This is a genomic window from Bradyrhizobium sp. GW821-FHT13H05 (genome assembly GCF_058804065.1).
Window position 1 is genome coordinate 138,739 of the sequence record NZ_JBXAPO010000004.1, and the last position, 19,731, is coordinate 158,469.

13 protein-coding genes are annotated in these 19,731 nt (G+C 65.2%); 4 read left to right on the top strand and 9 right to left on the bottom strand.

The features are described 5' to 3' along the window. Positions 1–26: 26 nt before the first annotated feature. The 3 genes from AC1RR3_RS14025 to AC1RR3_RS14035 all read left to right on the top strand — a co-directional run bounded on the left by AC1RR3_RS14025 (position 27) and on the right by AC1RR3_RS14035 (position 4,488). Positions 27–533 carry a tyrosine phosphatase family protein gene (locus tag AC1RR3_RS14025; RefSeq protein ID WP_492823460.1) on the top strand — a complete coding sequence of 169 codons (507 nt, stop codon included), beginning with the start codon at positions 27–29 and terminating at the stop codon, positions 531–533. 217 nt (positions 534–750) lie between these two features. After that, positions 751–1,719 (top strand): NUDIX hydrolase, encoded by a 969-nt coding sequence (locus AC1RR3_RS14030; RefSeq protein WP_492823462.1) that lies wholly within the window; start codon positions 751–753, stop codon positions 1,717–1,719. A 51-nt stretch (positions 1,720–1,770) separates the two neighbouring features. Further along, positions 1,771–4,488 carry a DUF2339 domain-containing protein gene (locus AC1RR3_RS14035; protein WP_492823464.1) on the top strand — a complete coding sequence of 906 codons (2,718 nt, stop codon included), beginning with the start codon at positions 1,771–1,773 and terminating at the stop codon, positions 4,486–4,488. Positions 4,489–4,491: 3 nt separating this feature from the next. On the opposite strand, the gene AC1RR3_RS14040 is transcribed toward AC1RR3_RS14035, so the two are convergent. From AC1RR3_RS14040 to AC1RR3_RS14080, 9 genes are all read right to left on the bottom strand, one after another. Further along, positions 4,492–6,180, bottom strand: coding sequence for a methyl-accepting chemotaxis protein (locus AC1RR3_RS14040; RefSeq protein ID WP_492823466.1), 1,689 nt, complete (start codon positions 6,178–6,180; stop codon positions 4,492–4,494). A 280-nt stretch (positions 6,181–6,460) separates the two neighbouring features. After that, a complete protein-coding gene (locus tag AC1RR3_RS14045; protein WP_492823468.1) occupies positions 6,461–8,431 on the bottom strand; it encodes a methyl-accepting chemotaxis protein in 1,971 nt (656 codons plus the stop codon). 205 nt (positions 8,432–8,636) lie between these two features. Next, complete coding sequence (locus tag AC1RR3_RS14050) at positions 8,637–10,793, bottom strand: methyl-accepting chemotaxis protein (protein WP_492824220.1); 2,157 nt, start codon at positions 10,791–10,793, stop codon at positions 8,637–8,639. A gap of 277 nt (positions 10,794–11,070) precedes the next feature. Further along, positions 11,071–12,777 (bottom strand): methyl-accepting chemotaxis protein, encoded by a 1,707-nt coding sequence (locus AC1RR3_RS14055; protein WP_492823470.1) that lies wholly within the window; start codon positions 12,775–12,777, stop codon positions 11,071–11,073. A gap of 145 nt (positions 12,778–12,922) precedes the next feature. Continuing rightward, complete coding sequence (locus AC1RR3_RS14060; protein WP_492823472.1) at positions 12,923–14,665, bottom strand: methyl-accepting chemotaxis protein; 1,743 nt, start codon at positions 14,663–14,665, stop codon at positions 12,923–12,925. Between the two features lie 232 nt (positions 14,666–14,897). Next, complete coding sequence (locus AC1RR3_RS14065; protein ID WP_492823474.1) at positions 14,898–15,131, bottom strand: DUF6894 family protein; 234 nt, start codon at positions 15,129–15,131, stop codon at positions 14,898–14,900. A gap of 161 nt (positions 15,132–15,292) precedes the next feature. Continuing rightward, positions 15,293–15,892, bottom strand: a complete 600-nt coding sequence (locus tag AC1RR3_RS14070) for a hypothetical protein (RefSeq protein WP_492823476.1) — start codon at positions 15,890–15,892, stop codon at positions 15,293–15,295. A gap of 112 nt (positions 15,893–16,004) precedes the next feature. Continuing rightward, complete coding sequence (acuI, locus tag AC1RR3_RS14075) at positions 16,005–16,991, bottom strand: acrylyl-CoA reductase (NADPH) (RefSeq protein ID WP_492823478.1); 987 nt, start codon at positions 16,989–16,991, stop codon at positions 16,005–16,007. Positions 16,992–17,031: 40 nt separating this feature from the next. Continuing rightward, positions 17,032–18,276 carry an MFS transporter gene (locus AC1RR3_RS14080; RefSeq protein WP_492823480.1) on the bottom strand — a complete coding sequence of 415 codons (1,245 nt, stop codon included), beginning with the start codon at positions 18,274–18,276 and terminating at the stop codon, positions 17,032–17,034. 340 nt (positions 18,277–18,616) lie between these two features. Here AC1RR3_RS14080 and nadA point away from each other — a divergent pair, with 340 nt between their 5' ends. Next, positions 18,617–19,723, top strand: coding sequence for a quinolinate synthase NadA (gene nadA, locus AC1RR3_RS14085; RefSeq protein WP_492823482.1), 1,107 nt, complete (start codon positions 18,617–18,619; stop codon positions 19,721–19,723). Positions 19,724–19,731 lie beyond the last annotated feature (8 nt).

Genomic DNA, 19,731 nt, shown 5'->3' on the forward strand with positions numbered 1-19,731 from the left:
CGTTATAATCGCCAAAAAGGTCCGCCATGATCCACGTCTGCTCCCTTGCCGCCCTTCCCGAAACCGTCCGCCTCACCGGGGCCAGTCACGTGCTGACCGTGATGGCCAATGTCGAGCAGGTGGTGCGGCCGGTGTCGGTGCTGCCGGCCAACCATCTCAAGGTGTCGATGGACGACATCACCGAGGAGATGGACGGCTTCACCGCACCCTCCGAAGCGCATATCGATCAGGTGCTGAATTTCGTGCGCGGCTGGGACCGCAACGCGCCGCTGGTGGTGCATTGCTATGCCGGCATCAGCCGCTCGACCGCGAGCGCGTTCGCGGCCGTGTGCGCCCTCAATCCGCATCGCGACGAGATCGAGATCGCAAAGAAGATCCGCGCGGCCTCGCCGATCGCTTCCCCGAACCGGCGCATCGTCGGCCTCGCCGACCGCGCGCTGGGGCGCGAAGGCCGCATGCTGCGCGCGCTCGACGAGATGGGCCCCGGCGCGATGATGGTCGAGGGCCGCCCCTTCGTGATCGAGCTCGAATGACCGCCGCGCACCACAATGCAGGTGCGCTCCCTCTCCCGCTTGCGGGGGAGGGTTGGGGTGGGGGTCTCTCTGCGAGGAAGGACCCCCATGGGGAGAGAGCCCCCACCCGCCGCGCTCTTCGAGCGCGTCGACCTCCCCCGCAAGCGGGAGAGGTGCAGCGAGCCCGCGGAGAGGCCGGATCAATCGACCTTCTCACGACACCCACGACAACTGCCGCATGAGCGACACGCTCCTGACGCCGATCGAGATCGGCCTGACTGCCGCGATCGTCGCGATCGAGGATCATGAGCCGCTGATCCTGACCGCGCGCGGCAGCGACGGCCTCGCCGGCCTGCCGTTCGGCCCGTTCGATGCGCTGAGCCATCGCACCTTCGAGATCGGCCTGCGCGCATGGGTCGAGGAGCAGGCGGGCTTGCGGCTCGGCTATGTCGAGCAGCTCTACACGTTTGGCGACCGCGGCCGTCACGCCGAGGCCGGCGACACCGGCGCGCATATGGTGTCGATCGGTTATCTCGCACTCACGCGCGCCGTCGACGGTGAGCTTGCCGCGACAGGCGCGAGCTTCGAGCCGTGGTACCGCTTCCTGCCCTGGGAAGACTGGCGCGAGGAACCGCCCGCGATCATCGCCCGCGACATCATCCCGGCCCTGACGGAATGGGCCGAGCAGGAGACGCCTGAGACGACGCGCGCGCTGCCGCGAAAAGATCGCGTGCGGTTCTATTTCGGCCTCGACGGCGCACCCTGGGACGAGGAGCGCGTGCTCGACCGCTACGAGCTGCTCTACGAGGCCGGGCTGATCGAGGAGGCGCGGCGCGACGGCCGTCCTGCGGCATTAGCGCGCAAGGCGCTTCCCGCACTCGGCACCTCGATGCGGTTCGACCACCGCCGGATTCTCGCCACCGCGATCGCGCGGCTGCGCGCAAAACTGAAGTATCGTCCTGTGGTGTTTGAACTTTTGCCCGCCGAGTTCACACTCACTGAACTGCAGTACACCGTGGAGGCGATCTCCGGCCGGCACCTGCACAAGCAAAATTTCCGCCGCCTGGTCGAAACCGAAGCCCTGGTCGAACCGACCGGGGTGATGTCGACACAGACCGGCGGACGGCCGGCGGCGCTCTACCGCTTCCGCCGCGACGTGCTCCAGGAGCGGCCCGCACCGGGCTTGCGTGTGCGCTCCCGGCGCTAAACCTTAGGATTTGCGTGACCGGCCCCTGCCCGCCGGTTGCCTGGAGGCTTCATGTTCGACGGCCCGTTTGACGTCTTTGCGCTGATCATTGCGATCGTCGCCATCCTGATCGCGATCAAGGCCTCGAGCCAGGTGACCGAGCTGCGCCGAAAATTGAACGCGCTCGAAGAGATGTTTTACGCGCAACGGCGCGTCGTGCAGCCGCCGCCGCTGATGCCCACACCAGTGCAGGCTGAAGCGCCCGCGACGCCTGCCGCCGAACCGCCGCCGCTCGCGCCCGAAGCCGAGCAAGCGCCGCCTCCGCGCGTCACCGAAGAGGTTTCGCCACCGCCCCCGCTCGCAGCAAGCGTGGAGGCTGACGCACCGCCGCCACTGCCCACACGGGCGCCTGATGTGAGAGAGCCCGGCTTCGAGGAGCGGCTCGGCACGCGCTGGGTGGTGTGGATCGGCGGCCTCGCGCTCGCGCTCGGCGGCTTCTTCATGGTGCGCTATTCGATCGAGGCTGGCCTCGTCGGTCCCGGCGTGCGCGTGTTCCTCGGCGGGCTGTTCGCAGCTGCGCTGTTAGGTGCCGGCGAATGGTCGCGGCGCAAGGAAAGCATCTCCAACATCGCGGCGCTGCCGATTGCCAACATCCCCGCGATCCTCACCGCGGCCGGAACGGCGGTGGCGTTCGCGACCATCTATGCGGCCTATGCGCTGTATGGCTTCCTCGTGCCAGCGACAGCCTTCGTGCTGCTCGGCATCGTTGCGATGGGCACGCTGGCTGCCGCACTGTTGCACGGGCCCGCGCTCGCCGGCCTCGGCGTAGTCGGCGCGTTCGCGACACCGATCCTCGTCTCCAGCGGCAAGCCGGATTATTGGGCGCTCTACATTTATCTTGCCGTCGTCACCGCCGCGAGCTTCGGCCTGGCGCGTATCCGGCTGTGGCGCTGGCTGGCGGTGACCACCATCGCCTTCGCCGTGCTGTGGGTTTTCCCGGGCCTCGACCCCAGCGAGATGCAGGTCGCGCCGCACGCCTTCCATGTCATCGCGGGCTTCGTGCTTGCCGCGCTGCTCGTCGTCTGCGGCTTCATGTTCGGTCCGACCATCGAGGACGGTGAGATCGAGCCGGTCTCCTCGAGCTCGCTCGGCGCTTATCTGTTCGGCGCGATGCTGATCGTGCTGTCGAGTGCGCATGCGGATCTCGCGCTGATCGCCTTCACGCTTCTGGTCGGCGGAACGCTGCTCGTGGCCTGGCGCGCACCGGCTGCCACTGGCGCGCTCGGCGCGGCCGCAGCAGCCGTCTTCATCGTGTTCGCCGAATGGGCCGTGCTCGCCAATCCCGACATGCTGGTGCTGCCGGGCGGCCCGATTCCCGGCGTCGGACCGGTCGCAACCGACGGCTCGGTGACACTGCATCTGGTGACGGCTGCGATCTTCGCCGCCGGTTTCGGCATTGCGGGCTTCCTCGCGCAGGGCCGCTCGAACTCGGCGATCATTCCGGTGGTGTGGTCGGCGGCCGCTGTTGCCACGCCGATCGCGATCCTCGTTGCGCTCTACGCGCGCATCGCCCATCTCGATCGCTCAATCCCGTTTGCGATCCTCGCGGTGCTGCTTGCCGCGGCCTTTGGCGCCGCAACCGAAGCCCTTAACCGCCGCGAAGACCGGCCGGGCCTAGCAATCTCCACCGCGCTGTTCGCGACCGGCACGCTCGGCGCGCTGGCACTGGCGCTGACCTTTGCGCTGGAAAAGGGCTGGCTCACCATTGCGCTGGCGCTGATGTCGCTCGGCACCGCCTGGATCTCGTTGCAGCGGCCGATCCCCGTCCTGCGCCGGCTCGCGGCCATCTTCGCGGCCATCGTCACCGCGCGCATCGGCTATGATCCGCGCATCGTCGGCGACGCGGTCGGCACGACGCCGATCTTCAACTGGCTGCTGTGGGGCTACGGCCTGCCGGCGGCCTCGTTCTGGGGCGCGAGCATCTTCCTGCGCCGCCGCGGCGACGATGCCCCCTTGCGCGTCGTCGAGGCCGCCGCGATCCTGTTCACCGCACTGCTCGCCTTCATGGAGATCCGGCACTTTGCGACCGGCGGCCAGATGACGTCGGCGCCGTCGCTGCTCGAATGCGCACTTCAGGTCTGCATTGCGCTTGCGATGACGATCGGGCTGGAACGGCTCAGGCTTCGCAGCCGCAGTGTCGTGCACAATTTCGGCGCGGTCGTGCTCACCGCAATCGCCGGCCTCATCAGCGTGTTTGGCCTGCTGATCCTCGAAAACCCGCTGATCTGGTACATCGATGTCGGCGGCGCCGTGTTCAACCTGCTGCTGCTCGGCTATGCGCTGCCGGCGGTGCTGATGCTGCTGCTGTCCTATGCGGTGGTCGGCGAACGCGGCAAGGTCTACGCCAACACGATCGCGGGCGGCGCGCTGCTGTTCGCGCTCGCTTATGTCACGGTGGAGATCCGCCGCTTCTATCACGGCCCGATCCTCTCCACCGGATCGACCACGGGCGCGGAGCAATACACCTATTCGATCGGCTGGCTTGGCTTCGGCGTGGTGCTGCTCGGCGTCGGCATCCTCGTCAACTCCGAGCGCGCGCGACTGGCGTCGGCCGCCGTCATCGCGCTGACGATCCTGAAGGCCTTCGTGATCGACATGTCGACGTTGACAGGCGTCTATCGCGCGCTGTCGTTCATGTGCCTCGGCATCGTTCTGGTCGCGATCGGCTGGCTCTACCAGCGCATCCTGTTCCGGCGGCAGGTGCCGCCGGCGCCGCAAACGGGCAGTTGAGGATCAGGCCGCGCGGACCGAATCCAGGAACTGCGCGACCTCGACCTTGAGGCGCGTGCTGTCGGTCGCCAGCGATTTCGCCGCCGACAGCACCTCGCCCGAGGCCTCGCCGGTCTCGATCGCGCCGCGCTGCACGTCGGTGATATTCGCCGAGACCTCCTGCGTACCGATCGAGGCCTGCTGGACGTTGCGCGAGATCTCCTGCGTGGCCGCGCCCTGCTCCTCGACGGCGGCAGCAATCGCCGCGGACACTTCCGACAGCCGCTCGATGGTGCCGCCGATCTCCTGAATCGCGCTGACGGATTCCTGCGTGGCCGCCTGGATGCCCGACACCTGCGCCCCGATCTCGCCGGTCGCCTTCGCAGTCTGCTCGGCCAGCGCCTTGACCTCGGACGCGACGACGGCGAAGCCGCGACCGGCCTCGCCTGCGCGCGCCGCCTCGATGGTTGCGTTCAGCGCCAGCAGATTGGTCTGGCCCGCGATGGTGTTGATGAGTTCGACGACGTCACCGATGCGGGAGGCGGCCAGCGACAGCGCGTTGACCCGCTCGTTGGTCCGCGCCGCCTGCTCGACGGCTTCCGCGGCCATCCGCGCCGAATCCTGCACGCGGCGGCTGATCTCGGTGATGGAGGACGACAGCTCCTCGGAGGCGGAGGCGACCGCCTGAACGTTGGTGGAGGCTTCCTCGGACGCCGCCGCAACCACGGTCGCGAGCTCCTGGCCGCGCTGCGCGGTGCTGGTCAGCGTCGATGCCGACGCTTCGAGCTCGGTCGAGGCCGAGGAGACGGTGCCGACGACTTCGCCGATCATGGCTTCGAACTTGCGGGTGATGGCATCGACGCGGCGGCCGCGTTCGATCTTGGCTTCGGCGTCGGCCGCAGCGGCCTCGTCGGCGGCCTTCTTGGCGATCAGGGCTTCCTTGAAGATCTGGAGCGCGTCCGCCATCGAGCCGATCTCGGTCTTCTCGCCGCGATGCGGCACCTCGGCCGAGAGGTCGCCTTCGCCGAGCGACTGCATCGGACGGATGATCGAGGCGATGCCGCGCGAGACATCGCGCACCAGATAATAGGCGGCGCCGATCGCAATCACGACCGAGAGCACGATGATGCCGACCAGCACGCGGAAGATCATGGCGTAGCTGTCGGCCGCCTGCCTGGTCTCGAGCTCGGCGCCGCGGTTGTTCATCTCGATGCCCTTCTGGAGGAAGGGATCGGCGGCCTGCGCCATCTTCGCGACCTTGGTCTGCAACATCTCATTGGCATCGGTCGGGAACTTACCGACACTCTTGCGCGACAGCGCCATCACGTCCTGCACGCCGTTCAGATACTCGGCCCATGCCCTGGTCCATTGCCCGTAGAGCGAGCGCTCCTCGGCGGAGGTGATCAACGGCTCGTAGACCTTGCGGGTCTGGTCGATGCGCCCCTGCAGCGAGGCGAGGCGCTTCTCAGCAGCTTCCTTGCCCTCGGCGGTGTCCTGCATCAGATGCAGACGAAGTGCGACGCGCAACTCGTTGACGTCGGCGCGGATAGAACCCAGCGCACGCACGCTCGGCAGCCAGCTCTCTGCGATCTCCACCGTGTGCGAGTTGATGTTTTGCATGGTCCCGATCGCGGTCACGCCAACGCCGGCGAGCGAGATCACGAGGACCGACAACACGGTCAGAAGCTTGAAGACGATCGACAATTTCGACATCACACCTAATCCCGAATCCCTAGCAACGCATAAGTCATCCGCGCCGCAATCGTCACGACGGACGACAGGACGGGGGCATTCCAACAATGTTGGCTGGTTTTTGTCCGGTAAGATTGCGCCCATAGTTGCAAACAGGCGTTAACAGGAACCTAGTGAAACTACGGAATTCACTGCCACCGCCGTTACATGTTCCGCAATCATGCGTTGCAGTGCAGCAGACATCGCGCAGCGCCGCACCAGCGCACCGCAATATGCGGCTCAAGCAGGACGACTGACGCCCTCACGCCGCCCGCACCGAGTCCAGGAAGCGGGAGACCTCGCTCTTCAGCCGGTTGCTCTCCTGTGACAGCGACTGCGCCGCCGAATGCACCTGCGCCGAGGCGGCTCCGGTCTCGCCGGCGCCGCGCTGGACGTCGCCGATATTCGCCGAGACTTCCGAGGTGCCCTGCGCGGCGTGCTGGATGTTGCGGGAGATCTCCTGTGTCGCGGCGCCCTGCTCCTCCACCGCGGCCGCGATGGTCGACGAGATCTCCGACATCCGCGCGATGGTGTCGCCGATCTCCTTGATGGCGCCGACGGAGTCTTCCGTCGTGGTCTGGATCGCGCCAATGTGCTGGCTGATCTCACCCGTGGCTTTCGCGGTCTGCTCGGCAAGCGCCTTCACTTCGGACGCGACCACGGCAAAACCCCTGCCGGCCTCACCCGCCCGCGCCGCCTCGATCGTGGCGTTCAATGCCAGGAGATTGGTCTGGGCGGCGATGGTGTTGATCAGCTCGACCACGTCGCCGATGCGGGAGGCAGCCTTCGCCAGCTCGGCGACACGCGCATTGGTGCGCTGCGCCTGCCCGACCGCGACGTCGGCGACGCGAGCCGATTCCTGCACCTGGCGGCTGATCTCGGAGATCGATGAGGTCATCTCCTCGCTTGCCGAGGACACCGACTGCACGTTGGCCGAAGCCTCCTCCGAGGCCGTCGCCACGGCGGTTGCAAGCCCGTTGCCGCGCTCGGCGGCCCGCGTCAGCGTGTTGGAGGAGGCCTCGAGCTCGGTCGCCGCCGACGATACGGTTTCGATGATCTCGCCGACCGCGCCTTCGAACGTGTCGGCGAGCCGCTGCATGTCGGCCTTGCGCTGTTCGCGCCCACGCGCATCCGCTTCCGCCTGTTCGGCGCGCAGCCGTTCGGCCTCCGCCATGTTGGTCCTGAACACCTCGACCGCACCGGCCATCTCGCCGATCTCGTCCGTGCGCCCGACGCCGGGCACGGAGATCGACAATTCGCCGCGCGCGAGCCGCGTCATCGCGCCGATCATGCCGGACAGCGCCTTCGAGATCGAGCGTCCCAAGAGGAAGCCGACCAACGCCAGTACGACGACGGTGACGGCGAAGGCGATCATCATCCACAGGCGCACAGCGTCGCGGGTCGCGGCCTCGGCGGCGTCGGCCTGCTTGTACATGGCATCGACGGCGGTCCGAACCTCGATCATCGCAGGTTCGAGCTCGCGAAAGGTCTTCATCATGCCGGCATCATAAGCCGCGCTCTGCTGCGCGGTTTCGGCCCACGTCACGAACTCGGACTGGTATTTCTGGAGCTTGGCTGTGATGTCGGCCATGACGGAGGCAGGCACCGCCGCGGCTTCCATGGCCTTCGTGAACTCGGCCGCGGCCTTCTTCAGTTCGGTGACGTATTTGGGATCTCGCCGCAGCATGAAATCCTTCTCGTGCCGGCGCATCGTCAGCATCCAGTTCGTCAGCCTGGGATTGTCGATCTCCATCAGCTTCGCCTCGATCTCGTGCACCGCGGCGCGGAGCGAGCCGGACAGGCCTAGCGTCTCGTTCAGCCCGAGCTTGATTTCGGCGGCGACCAGCGCATTGAAATCCGCAGCGTAGCGTTTGAAGCCATCCTGCGCCGACTTCATCTTGTCCGACAGCGCGCTCATCCCGCCCGCCGCCATCAGCCGCTCGACCTCGTCGAAATCGCGGTTGATCGGCCCGATCAGATCGGCATGCGCCTTGGCATAGCTCTCGGTCCGGCGCTGCTGAAAGTTCTTCTCGTTGCGACGGGCCTCCAGCATCTCGATCGAGAGCTGCTTGTCGAGATCCGCGATCGCCCGAGCGCGGTTGGCGATGTTGCGAGACGCATCCTGGGAGAGGTTGCCGACCTCATAGATCGCGCCGAAGGCGCCGAGACCCAGCAGTCCGAGCAGTCCTATCGCCATGACCTTATGGGTGAGACGAATGGAAAGGCCGCTCATTGAATGTGCTCCAAAACGCTCGGTACGCAATACAGGGAGGGGGACTCGGCACCCGGAATATTGCGGAGATCATGCCTGCGTCGCTTTTCCGGAAAGTTAACCGTGCAGCTCTTCGCAACGCGGCATCCAACTTCAAACGCATGCGATCCGCCGCGCATCCTCGCGCGGCGGTTGCAGTCCACGTGATGGGTGAGGACGGCCGCCCTCAGGCGGCCCGTACGGTGTCAAGGAACTTGCCGAGCTCGAGCTTGAGGCGGTTGCTGTCGCCGGACAGCAACTGCGCGGCCGACAGCACCTGCGCGGACGCCGAGCCGGTCTCGCTCGCGCCGCGCTGCACGTCGGTGGCGTTGGACGACACCTGCTGGGTACCTTGCGAGGCCTGCGCGACGTTGCGGGAAATCTCCTGCGTCGCGGCCCCCTGCTCCTCGACCGCCGCGGCGATGGTCGATGAGATCTCCGACAGTCTTACGATGGTATCGCTGATGTCCCTGATGGCACCGACCGAGTGCTCCGTCGCGGTCTGAATGCTGGCAATCTGATGGCCGATCTCGCCCGTCGCCTTCGCGGTCTGTTCAGCGAGCGCCTTGACCTCGGAAGCCACCACGGCAAAGCCGCGGCCGGCCTCACCCGCACGCGCCGCCTCGATCGTGGCGTTGAGCGCCAGAAGGTTGGTCTGCCCGGCGATAGTGCTGATCAGCTCGACCACGTCGCCAATGCGCGTCGCCGCCTGGGACAGATCACCGACGCGCTCGGTCGTGGTTCGGGCCTGGCCGACCGCCTCGCCCGCCACCCGCGCGGATTCCTGGACCTGCCGGCTGATCTCGGTGATCGATGACGACAGCTCTTCGGTCGCTGCGGCCACCGACTGCACGTGGGTGGATGCTTCCCCGGAGACCGCCATAACCATTGTGGTCAGTTCCTTTGCACGTTCCGCCGTCGAGGTCAGCGTCGACGCCGAAGCCTCGAGCCCTGTCGCAGCCGAGGAGACGGTGTCGACGATCTCGCCGACGGCAGCTTCGAAGTCATTCGCGAGCTTGCGCATCTCGGCCTTGCGTTGCGCGGCGGCGCGTTTCTCGGCCTCCGCCTGCTCGCTGCGCATGCGTTCGACCTCGATACCGTTCTGCTTGAAGACTTCGACCGTACGCGCCATCTCCCCGACCTCATCAGCTCGGCTGGTGCCGGGCACTGTGGTGCCAAAGTCGCCGTTGGCGAGCCGGCCCATCGCGCCCGAAATAGCTGAGAGCGGATTGAGAATCCGCGAGAAGGTGATCCAGAAGCTGAGGCCCGCGAGCACAAGAGAAGCACAAAGCAACAGAACCGCAAGCATGAAGTTGCGCGTGCTGGCTTCCGCCTGCATGGCGGCTTCACGGCCGGCGGCGACGCCAATGGCTTCGCCGAGCTTCAGCACCGCATTGATGCCGGCAGTGGCCCGCGCGAAGTACTCGGAGCCGGTGATCTCGTAGTTTCCACTGTCGCCCGAGGCGAGCGTGATCGCGCGCGTCTCGCCATAGGCGCCGAGATAGATCTTCTCGACCTCGATCATCGCGTCCCTGATCTGCGCTGGCAGATCCGGGCGCAGTCGCACTGGCAATATCGTATCCCACGCGAGCTCCACCTTCGCCCGCAGCGCGGAAAGACGTTGAAAGCCTTCAGTGCCGAGTTTCGCATGCGCCCCGACAGCCACCGCCAGCATGGCGCGCTCCCTTCCGGCGTTCTCGGCCATCTGAGCTGCAAGGTGCCGCAAGCCGATCAATTGCACCAACCTTGCCGCAGGTGGGCTGGTGAGGGTTTCAAGCGTCAACCGCAAGTGGTTGCTCGCAACGTCGATGACGTCGGTAATCATCGGAACGAAGCCGTCTACCACGTCAGGCGCGCGTTCGACGCGCGGTCGCGAGAGGCTTGCATCGACCTTCTCGCGCAACACGCGCAGTGCCTCGAACTTCGCCGCCGCGTCCGCAACCTGCCTTTGCTCGGTCGCCATTTCGGGAATCGAACCAATATCAAGCAGAGCTTCGCGAAAGGCCTCGTCCGCCATCGCGCGTGCCCTCTCGATTTCGGCATGACGCTCGGAGGTCATGACATCGGGAGACTTCAGCGCCACGTAGGTCATGCCGCGCTCAATCGCCCATTGTCCCGCGCTGCGCAACAGCAGCTGCGCGACTCGATTGACCCGCAGGAATGCTTCGGACTCCTGCCTCTTGACGATCGCCTGGTAGGCAATGAATCCAGCCGAAGACAACCCCAGCAGCACCAGCGCTGCGATGATGGTTGGCAAAATCGTGCCGATTCGAATGTATCCAAGCCGGCTCGACGCGCCGGCGACCTTGGTTCGGGTTTGCTGACTCTGGGCGAGGCTCGACATGGTCCGTTTTTCGCAAAGGAAACACGCAGCCAAGTCTTGCCGGCCACTTGGACGCTGATCGCCCCTGCCAGAGAAACTAGCGGCAGAGTTCCCTGTTATGATTAACGCACCCTCCGGAGTAATACGGAGATCTTGAGTCAAATAATTAACACTGAAATACCAATTTCACGAACAAGTTACGAATTTCAGCTTGAGCTGCCCATCGTTCGCCTTTGCAGCCGGCCGCTTGACGAGGCAGATGATCTCACGAACTGCCTCGTCAATCATGCGGCGACTCCTACGCCGCGCGAACGGTGCCCAGGAACTTGCCGACCTCGAGCTTGAGGCGGTTGCTGTCACCGGACAGCGACTGCGCCGCCGCCAGCACCTGCGCGGACGCCGAACCGGTCTCGCTCGCGCCGCGCTGCACGTCAGTGATGTTGGACGAGACCTGGTGGGTGCCTTCCGCCGCCTGCTGCACATTGCGGGAGATTTCCTGCGTTGCCGCCCCCTGCTCTTCCACCGCGGCCGCGATGGTCGAGGAGATCTCCGACAGTTTCTCGATGGTGTCGCTGATGTCCTTGATGGCCCCGACCGAATACTCCGTCGCGGTCTGGATGCTGGCAATCTGCTGGCCGATCTCTCCCGTCGCCTTCGCGGTCTGTTCAGCGAGCGCTTTGACCTCGGAGGCGACCACGGCAAAGCCGCGGCCGGCCTCGCCCGCACGCGCCGCCTCGATCGTGGCGTTGAGTGCCAGGAGGTTGGTCTGGCCGGCGATGGTGTTGATCAGCTCGACCACGTCACCAATCCGCATCGCCGCCTGGGACAGCTCCCCGACACGGTCGGTCGTGGTCCGGGCCTGGCTGACTGCCTCGCCCGCCACGCGCGCGGATTCCTGTACCTGACGGCTGATCTCGGTGATCGAGGACGACAGCTCTTCGGTCGCCGACGCCACCGACTGGACGTTGGTGGACGCCTCCTCGGAGGCCGAGGCCACGACAGTCGCAAGTTGCTGCGCATGTTCGGCGGTCGAAGTCAGCGTCGTCGCGGATGCTTCGAGCTCGGTGGATGCCGAGCTCACGGTTTCGATCACCTCGCCAACAGCTGTCTCGAACTGGTCTGCGAGGCGCAGCATGTCTTGGCGCCGCTGCGCCGCGCTGCGTTGCTCGCTCTCCTTCTGTTCGGCCTCCATGCGGAGCTTGGCGAGACCATTCTCGCGAAACACCTCGGCCGTCCTGGCGACCTCTCCGACCTCGTCCTTACGATCGAGGCCGCGAACTTCGACCGAATAATTGCCCGTGGCAAGCTCCTGGAGCAGGCCGACGATGTTGCGAATGGGCGCGGCGATGCCGTACTGGCCGAGCACGAAACCAACCACACCACCGACAATGACGCCGATAGCCGCCAGCACGATCAACAGCTGCGAGGTGGACTCATATTGTTCCCGCGCCTCGCGCGTCTTCTCCTCGACCCGCGAATTCAGGCGATCGGCCACCGCGCGGATCTTGGCCTGAAGATTTTCGGCGGCTGCCCTGCTCTTCATCGCGGTATCGCGCAGCTTGTCGGCACTATCGCTCAGCTTCGCGGACCTCTCGCCCTCGATGACCGTCATGGTCGCATCGAGCTGGCTCTTGTAGGCGGAGAAGGCCTCACGTACCGCAGGCAACATGGCCAGGGCCTGTTCGTCACGGGTCCCGGCGATATGCTCGAGCCGCTCCTGGTATTGCTTGAGCTGCGCGTCGATCACTTCGTGTGCGGAACGGCGATTCTCATCGCGAGGGTCGAGCGCGCTGCGAAATTCCGCGCGATTGAGAGCGATCACGTTCTGATTTGCACGCGCGGCCGACAAGGCTCGGCGCGCCGCGCTCGACATGGCGTCGGCCTTGCCGTTGAGCTCCGCGAGCGCGGAGACACCGATATAGGCAATGCTCGCGGCGATCGCGCAAAGCAGCGCAACGATGCCAAGAATCTTGGTGAGGATGCGGAAACGACCCAGGAAATGCATTGGCGGCTCTCGGAAATGCTTAAATCGCGGTAAAGCATCTCTCTGAAGGATTCCCAGTCTCTTAAGAAAGACAACCGTACAACCACGGGTTTAGCGACAGGTCTCCTTACATATCCACCGTCCGGACTGCGAGGCTGGAACTGGATCAGGCTGCCCGCACCGTCTCCAGGAATTTGCCGACCTCCAACTTGAGGCGGTTGCTGTCGCCGGACAGCATCTGCGCGGCGGACAGCACCTGCGAGGAGGCCGAGCCGGTCTCGCTCGCGCCGCGCTGCACGTCGGTGATGTTGGCCGATACCTGATGCGTGCCTTCCGCCGCCTGCTGCACATTGCGGGAGATTTCCTGCGTCGCCGCGCCCTGCTCTTCCACCGCCGCCGCGATGGTCGAGGAGATCTCCGACAGTTTCTCGATGGTGTCGCTGATGTCCTTGATGGCCCCGACCGAATACTCCGTCGCGGTCTGGATGCTGGCGATCTGCTGGCCGATCTCCCCCGTCGCCTTCGCGGTCTGCTCCGCGAGCGCCTTGACCTCGGAGGCCACCACGGCAAAGCCGCGGCCGGCCTCGCCGGCGCGCGCGGCCTCGATCGTGGCATTGAGTGCCAGGAGGTTGGTCTGACCCGCGATGGTGTTGATCAGCTCGACCACGTCGCCGATCCGCGTCGCGGCCTGGGACAGTTCGCTGACGCGCTCGGTCGTGGTGCGAGCCTGACCGACGGCCTCGCTTGCCACACGTGCGGATTCCTGCACCTGACGGCTGATCTCCGTGATCGACGACGACAGCTCCTCCGTCGCCGACGCCACCGACTGGACGTTGGTGGAAGCTTCCTCCGAGGCGGCCGCAACCACGGTGGTGAGCTGTTGCGTGCGCTCGGCGGTCGAGGTCAGCGTGGTGGCAGATGCCTCGAGCTCGGTCGAGGCCGATGACACCGTTCCGACGATCTCGCCGACGGCGCCTTCGAAACTGTCGGCGAGCTTGTGCATCTCGGCCTTGCGCTGCTCGGCAGCAATCTGATCCTGGCGCATCTTGGCTGCCGCTTCCTCGCGCGCCTTCTGCTCGGATACGATCTTGAATTTCTCGACGGCGCCGGCAACCTCACCGACCTCGTCCTTGCGGCCGAGGCCCGGCAGCACAACGGAAAAGTCGCCGCCGGCGAGCTTCTCCATCGCTGCCGTGAGCGCACGCATCGGCCGGGCAATGCTGAAGACGGAGAAGATGCACGCGCCGATCAGGACCAGCGCGACCAGAACGCCGACAACGAGTGACGTCCGGGCGACCGACGCAGCCTCGGCTTCCGCCTCCGCGCGCGCCTCGACGCTCTTCTGCTTGGCGAAGTCGGTGATCTGGTTGGTCAGCTCGGAAATCTCTTCGTTGATCGGCACCAGCGTCCCCTTGCGGATGGCGCCGATCTCGGCCACGAGTTTTGCGATCTGCGCCGCCGCTTCGCTGTCCTTCTTCCCGTCGAGCGCGAGTTCCTGCTTACGGATGGCTTCGATCTGCAGCTCGCCCTTGCTGAAATTGCCGATCAGCACGGTCAGGCGATCGATCCGCTTGTGGTTTTCGGGCGAGTGCGAGAGCCGCGCCATTTCGCCTGAGAATTTCAGGGCCGCCGTCTGCCGGTCGTTGAAATAGGCGACGGCCTTCTGCATCTCGGCCGGCGAGCTGGACGTCAGGATGTCGCGAATGCCGATCTGCATGCCGCGAACGGACGCCTTCGCTTCCGCGGCGTTTTGCGCGATCGTCTGCTGTCCCGATGCTCCATTGCCGAGCTTCTGAACCTCGGCGTCTCCGCTCATCCGGAGATAGATCATCAGCGCGACCAGCCCGATGGTCAGCGCGGAGGTGATGGCGAGCTTGGTGCCAATGCGCAGGTTCTGAATGAACGACATCGAACTATCTCCGAGATATGCATTGCCGCGACGAAGCGCGTGAACATCCCCAGAAGGCTAGAACGGCAGGTTGCTCATTAACGTTAAGTGCGACCCCCATGCCTTGGGTAGAAGTACGGACAACGCCGCTCAAATCGGCAGACTTCCACACTTTGCGCGCGCAGCGGAATGAAGCTTCGCGGATTTGCATGCTTCGCGTTCGTTAACGCCCGCACCGTCATTCGCGGCGGTGTCAGCTCACCGCCTCCCCCACGATGCTGATGCGGAAGACCGGCTCCTTATTCTCGTCGAGCAGCTCCATGCTCCACTTGGCATTCGGCTTCAGGCTGCGCGAGATGCCGCCGAGCAGATTGGCGCAGACCTCAGTCATTTCGGTCCACGCGGCGGCGCGATCCTCGAACTCGTACGGTTGATCGGCGGCACCGGAATAGCGGCCCGTGCTGATGCGGAAGAAGTACAGCGACATCGTTGAACCCTTTTGTAGGGCCGCGCCCCCCGGCCGTGCGCAAACTGGGGCGCGAACAGCTACCAACGCATGAAAGACGCCGTCCGTATGACTACGGCGCGGCGGCTTCGTGCGCGGTGGATGTCTTCAACGAAAAGGTGCGGATCGTCCCGCGCAGCAACTCACTGGGTGGAGCGGCGCAGTTCCAGCGGAGCGTCGTTCTTGGCAGGCTCCGACTTGGCTTCCGACTTCACCGGCTCGAGGCGGCTACCCTCGACACGCGGCGTCTCCACGCGCGCGGCAACCTCGGTGTTCGGCGTGCTGACCGACCCGGTGTGCTCCGAGGAGCGCAGCGAGCGCGGGCGCGCCACGGCGCGCGCCATCAGCATCTGGTTGCCGCCCTGGTGGTGGAAGTCGCAATAGGCGAAGCCCATGCCCGACACCGAGCCGCGGAAGCTGCGATCGTCGGTCTTTTCAAGGTTGAAACAGGGCTCGAATGGAATGCCCTTGATCGAGGCGCAGACGTTCTGGCCGCGGATCTGGAGCGTGTTGCCGGGCAGGCGGAGATGCTTGACCGGGCCTGCGCCCGAGAACTGCACGGCCCCGGCGGCGCCGAGGTCGTCGAGGATGCGGCCTGCGCCGCGGGTGCCGTCGAAACAGGTGAACGCGAACACCTTGCCGGCGACGAAGCGGCGCGCCTCGTCGGCATTCATGCTTCCAGCAATGGCCGGCGCCAACGTCGCTGCCGCCGTGACAGCCCCCAACACAATACGCGCAAGCATGCTCTACTCCGAACCAACCCCAGCGCGGGCGATGCCTTATCTCTTTACCCGCTGCTTACCATACTAACCATGGCGACATTGAAGCAGCTTGGTTGGTAAAGTCTGAACGCCGTTAGACAATTTTTACCACGATGCGACCGCGGACCTGGCCGGCCAGGATTCTCGCGCCCCATTCCGGAACCTCGTCGAGCGGAATTTCGTGAGTGATTTCAGATAGTTTTGACCGATCCAGATCGGATGCCAAACGCAGCCAGGCGGCTTTTCGCGGCTCGATCGGGCACATCACGGAATCGATGCCGAGAAGGCACACCCCACGCAAAATGAAGGGTGCGACAGAAGACGGCAGGTCCATGCCGGCCGCGAGGCCACAGGCCGCGATCGCCCCGCCGTATTTCGTCATCGACAGGAGATTCGCCAGCGTGGTCGAACCGACGCTGTCCACACCACCGGCCCAGCGCTCCTTGGCGAGGGGCTTTGCCGGCGCCGCCAGTTCATTGCGGTCGATAACCTCAGTCGCGCCGATCTCTTTCAGATAGTCCGCCTCCGCGGCACGGCCGGTCGAGGCGATGACGTGGTAGCCGAGCTTGGACAGCACGGCGATGGCGACCGAGCCGACGCCGCCGGCTGCGCCCGTCACCACGACGGGGCCGCTCTTCGGTGAGATGCCGTGCTTTTCCAGCGCCAGCACCGAGAGCATTGCGGTGAAACCGGCGGTGCCGATCGCCATCGCATCGCGCGCCGACAGCCCCTGTGGCAGCGCGACCAGCCAGTCACCCTTCACCCGCGCCTTCTCGGCGTAAGCGCCGAGATGGGTCTCGCCCATGCCCCAGCCGGTGCAGACGACCTTATCGCCCGCCTTCCACGTCGGATGCGAGGAGGCTTCGACCGTGCCGGCGAAATCGATGCCGCCGATCATCGGGAAGCGGCGCACCACCGGTGCCTTGCCGGTCAGCGCCAGGCCGTCCTTGTAGTTCAGCGTCGACCATTCGACGCGGACGGTGACGTCGCCCTCCATCAGCTCGGCTTCGTCGAACTGCGCGAGCGTGGCGGTGGTGCCCTTGTCCGCCTTGTCGATGCGGATCGCCTTGAATGTGGCCACGACTGCACTCCCTGACTTGTTTGACGGGATGTTTAGCCGATCAGGCAGGCTGCGCAACCGCTCGCTGGACCGGTTTCTCCACGATCGGAAGATTGATCAGCGCGGAGAGCACGCCGAACAGGATCGAGAGCCACCAGATCGGCGTGTAGGAACCGAATTTTTCGAACACGATGCCGCCGAGCCAGACGCCGAGGAAGCCGCCGACCTGATGGCTGACGAAGGCAAAGCCATAGAGCGTGGCAAGCCAGCGCGTGCCGAACATCAGCGCCACCAGAGCCGAGGTCGGCGGCACCGTCGACAGCCAGGTCAGGCCGGAGATCGCGCCGAATGCGATCGCCGAGAACGGCGTGATCGGGAACGAGATGAAGGCAAGCGTCGCAAGCGCGCGCGTGAAATAGATGACGGAGAGGATGTAGCGCTTGGGCAAGCTATTCTGGAGATAACCGACGCTGAGCGAACCGATGATGTTGAACAGGCCGATCGCCGCGATCACCCAACCGCCTGTCTGTGCCGAGATGCCGCTGTCGACCAGGAAGGCCGGCAAGTGAACCGTGATGAAGGCGAGCTGGAAGCCGCAGGTGAAGAAGCCGAGCACCAGCAGCACGTAGGAGCGATGGCCGAAAGCTTCGGCAAGCGCCTTGGTAAAGGTCTGGTCGTCCGCGGGCGCCCTGCTCGCAGAGCTGTCAACCGGCGGCGTGGAGAGCGCCAGCGACAGCGGAATGATCAGCAGCATCAGGAAGCCGAATACGGTGAGCGCCTGCTGCCAGCCGAAATTGTCGATCAGCGCCACACCGATCGGCGCGAACAGGAATTGGCCGAACGAGCCCGCTGCCGTGCCGGCGCCGAGCGCCAGGCCGCGCTTCTCGGCCGGCAACAGCTTTGTGAAGGCCGACAGCACCAGGTTGAACGAGCACCCCGCGAGGCCGAAGCCGACCATCACGCCGGCGCCGATGTTCAGCGACAGCGGCGTCGACGAGTAGCGCATCAGAAGCAGGCCGCCGGCATAGAGCAGCGCGCCGACGCACATCACACGGAACAAGCCGAAGCGATCGGCGACTGCGCCGGCGACCGGCTGGCCCAATCCCCACAGCAAATTCTGAAAGGCAATCGCAAGGCCGAACACGTCGCGGCCCCAGGAATATTCGTGGCTCATCGGCTGCACGAAGAAGCCCAGCGCCGAGCGCGGGCCGAAGCCGAGCATGCCGATGGCACAGCCGCAGAGAATGATGATCGCTGGCGTGCGCCAGGAGGAGGAACGACCGAGCTCGCTTGCTTGTGTCGACATGCGCTTCCTCAACTGTCGTTGGCGGGGCCGGAATAGGTCACCGCGAGTCAGGCGTTTAATGCAGATGCATGAAAATCCCAAGTCAAAAATGATTGCGTTCCACGAAGGGCTGTGGCGGGAGCATTGCGTTTTCCCGGCGGCCCCGCCTGACGCGCGATAGGCCTCTTAACGGGAATGTGTGCGGGTGGGCCTAGCGGGCTCCCTCGCGGCGTGTTATCTTCGATTTACTCAGTTTGAGTATATGTGAACGCTAACGAAACTGCACCGGCCCACTCGGCCGGATTTCTCGGGCTCCATATATACTCATATAGAGTATAATTAGCATACACGGGAGGCTTCGATGCCGATCACTGGAATTTACGGCCCCGACGACTTTACAGACCGGCCGCAGGGCCACCTCCCCGCCTCGCCCCGTGCCGCGCCAGCGCGAACCGGGCCTGCGCTACCAATGCCCTCGCTGGAATGGACACCGGAGGTCGAACGCGCGACCGCGCCGCTCTATGAGCGCGTCAAGCACGTCATCCCGCCGATCGAATGGCCGCTGATGGCGCCGACCATCAAGGCGATCAACGAGCTGAAGCAGGCCCGCGGCGCGGTGATCCTCGCGCACAATTACCAGGCGCCGGAGATCTTCCACTGCGTCGCCGACATCGGCGGCGACTCGCTCCAGCTCGCGGTCGAGGCGACCAAGGTGAAGGCCGGCATCATCGTCCAGTGCGGCGTGCATTTCATGGCGGAGACGTCAAAGCTGCTCAATCCGGACAAGACGGTGCTCATTCCGGACTCGCGCGCCGGCTGCTCGCTCGCCGCCAGCATCACGGGTGCGGACGTCCGCCTGCTCCGCGAAAAATTTCCCGGCGTGCCTGTCGTCGCCTATGTCAACACATCCGCGGAAGTGAAGGCCGAGGTCGACATCTGCTGCACGTCCTCGAACGTGGTGCAGGTGGTCGAGAGCCTGAACGCGCCGACCGTGATCTTCCTGCCCGACCGTTATCTCGCCACCTACGTGGCCTCGAAGACCGACGTGAAGATCATAGCCTGGAAGGGCGCCTGCGAGGTGCACGAGCGATTCAAAGGCGAAGAGCTGCGCGCGCTTCGCGAGGCCGATCCGACCGTGCAGATCATCGCCCATCCCGAATGTCCGCCTGACGTGCTGGCGGAAGCCGACTTCACCGGCTCGACCGCGCACATGATCAACTGGGTCCGCGAAAAGCGACCGCGGCGGCTGGTGATGATCACAGAATGCTCGATGGCCGACAATGTGCGCGCCGAGCTGCCCGACGTCGAGATGCTGCGCCCCTGCAATCTCTGCCCGCACATGAAGCGCATCACGCTCGCCAACATCCTGGAGAGCCTGCTGACGCTGCGCGAGGAAGTCACGATCGATCCAGCGCTCGCGATGCGCGCGCGACGATCGGTCGAACGGATGATCAATCTGAAGAATTGAGAGCAGAA

Coding starts and splice junctions, on each gene's coding strand:
- AC1RR3_RS14060 (WP_492823472.1), bottom strand. CDS start 14,665: ATGTCGTTCATTCAGAACCTGCGCATTGGCACCAAGCTCGCCATCACC.
- AC1RR3_RS14045 (WP_492823468.1), bottom strand. CDS start 8,431: ATGAGCGGCCTTTCCATTCGTCTCACCCATAAGGTCATGGCGATAGGA.
- AC1RR3_RS14025 (WP_492823460.1), top strand. CDS start 27: ATGATCCACGTCTGCTCCCTTGCCGCCCTTCCCGAAACCGTCCGCCTC.
- nadA (WP_492823482.1), top strand. CDS start 18,617: ATGCCGATCACTGGAATTTACGGCCCCGACGACTTTACAGACCGGCCG.
- AC1RR3_RS14070 (WP_492823476.1), bottom strand. CDS start 15,892: ATGCTTGCGCGTATTGTGTTGGGGGCTGTCACGGCGGCAGCGACGTTG.
- AC1RR3_RS14080 (WP_492823480.1), bottom strand. CDS start 18,276: ATGTCGACACAAGCAAGCGAGCTCGGTCGTTCCTCCTCCTGGCGCACG.
- AC1RR3_RS14050 (WP_492824220.1), bottom strand. CDS start 10,793: ATGTCGAGCCTCGCCCAGAGTCAGCAAACCCGAACCAAGGTCGCCGGC.
- AC1RR3_RS14030 (WP_492823462.1), top strand. CDS start 751: ATGAGCGACACGCTCCTGACGCCGATCGAGATCGGCCTGACTGCCGCG.
- AC1RR3_RS14040 (WP_492823466.1), bottom strand. CDS start 6,180: ATGTCGAAATTGTCGATCGTCTTCAAGCTTCTGACCGTGTTGTCGGTC.
- AC1RR3_RS14055 (WP_492823470.1), bottom strand. CDS start 12,777: ATGCATTTCCTGGGTCGTTTCCGCATCCTCACCAAGATTCTTGGCATC.
- AC1RR3_RS14035 (WP_492823464.1), top strand. CDS start 1,771: ATGTTCGACGGCCCGTTTGACGTCTTTGCGCTGATCATTGCGATCGTC.
- AC1RR3_RS14065 (WP_492823474.1), bottom strand. CDS start 15,131: ATGTCGCTGTACTTCTTCCGCATCAGCACGGGCCGCTATTCCGGTGCC.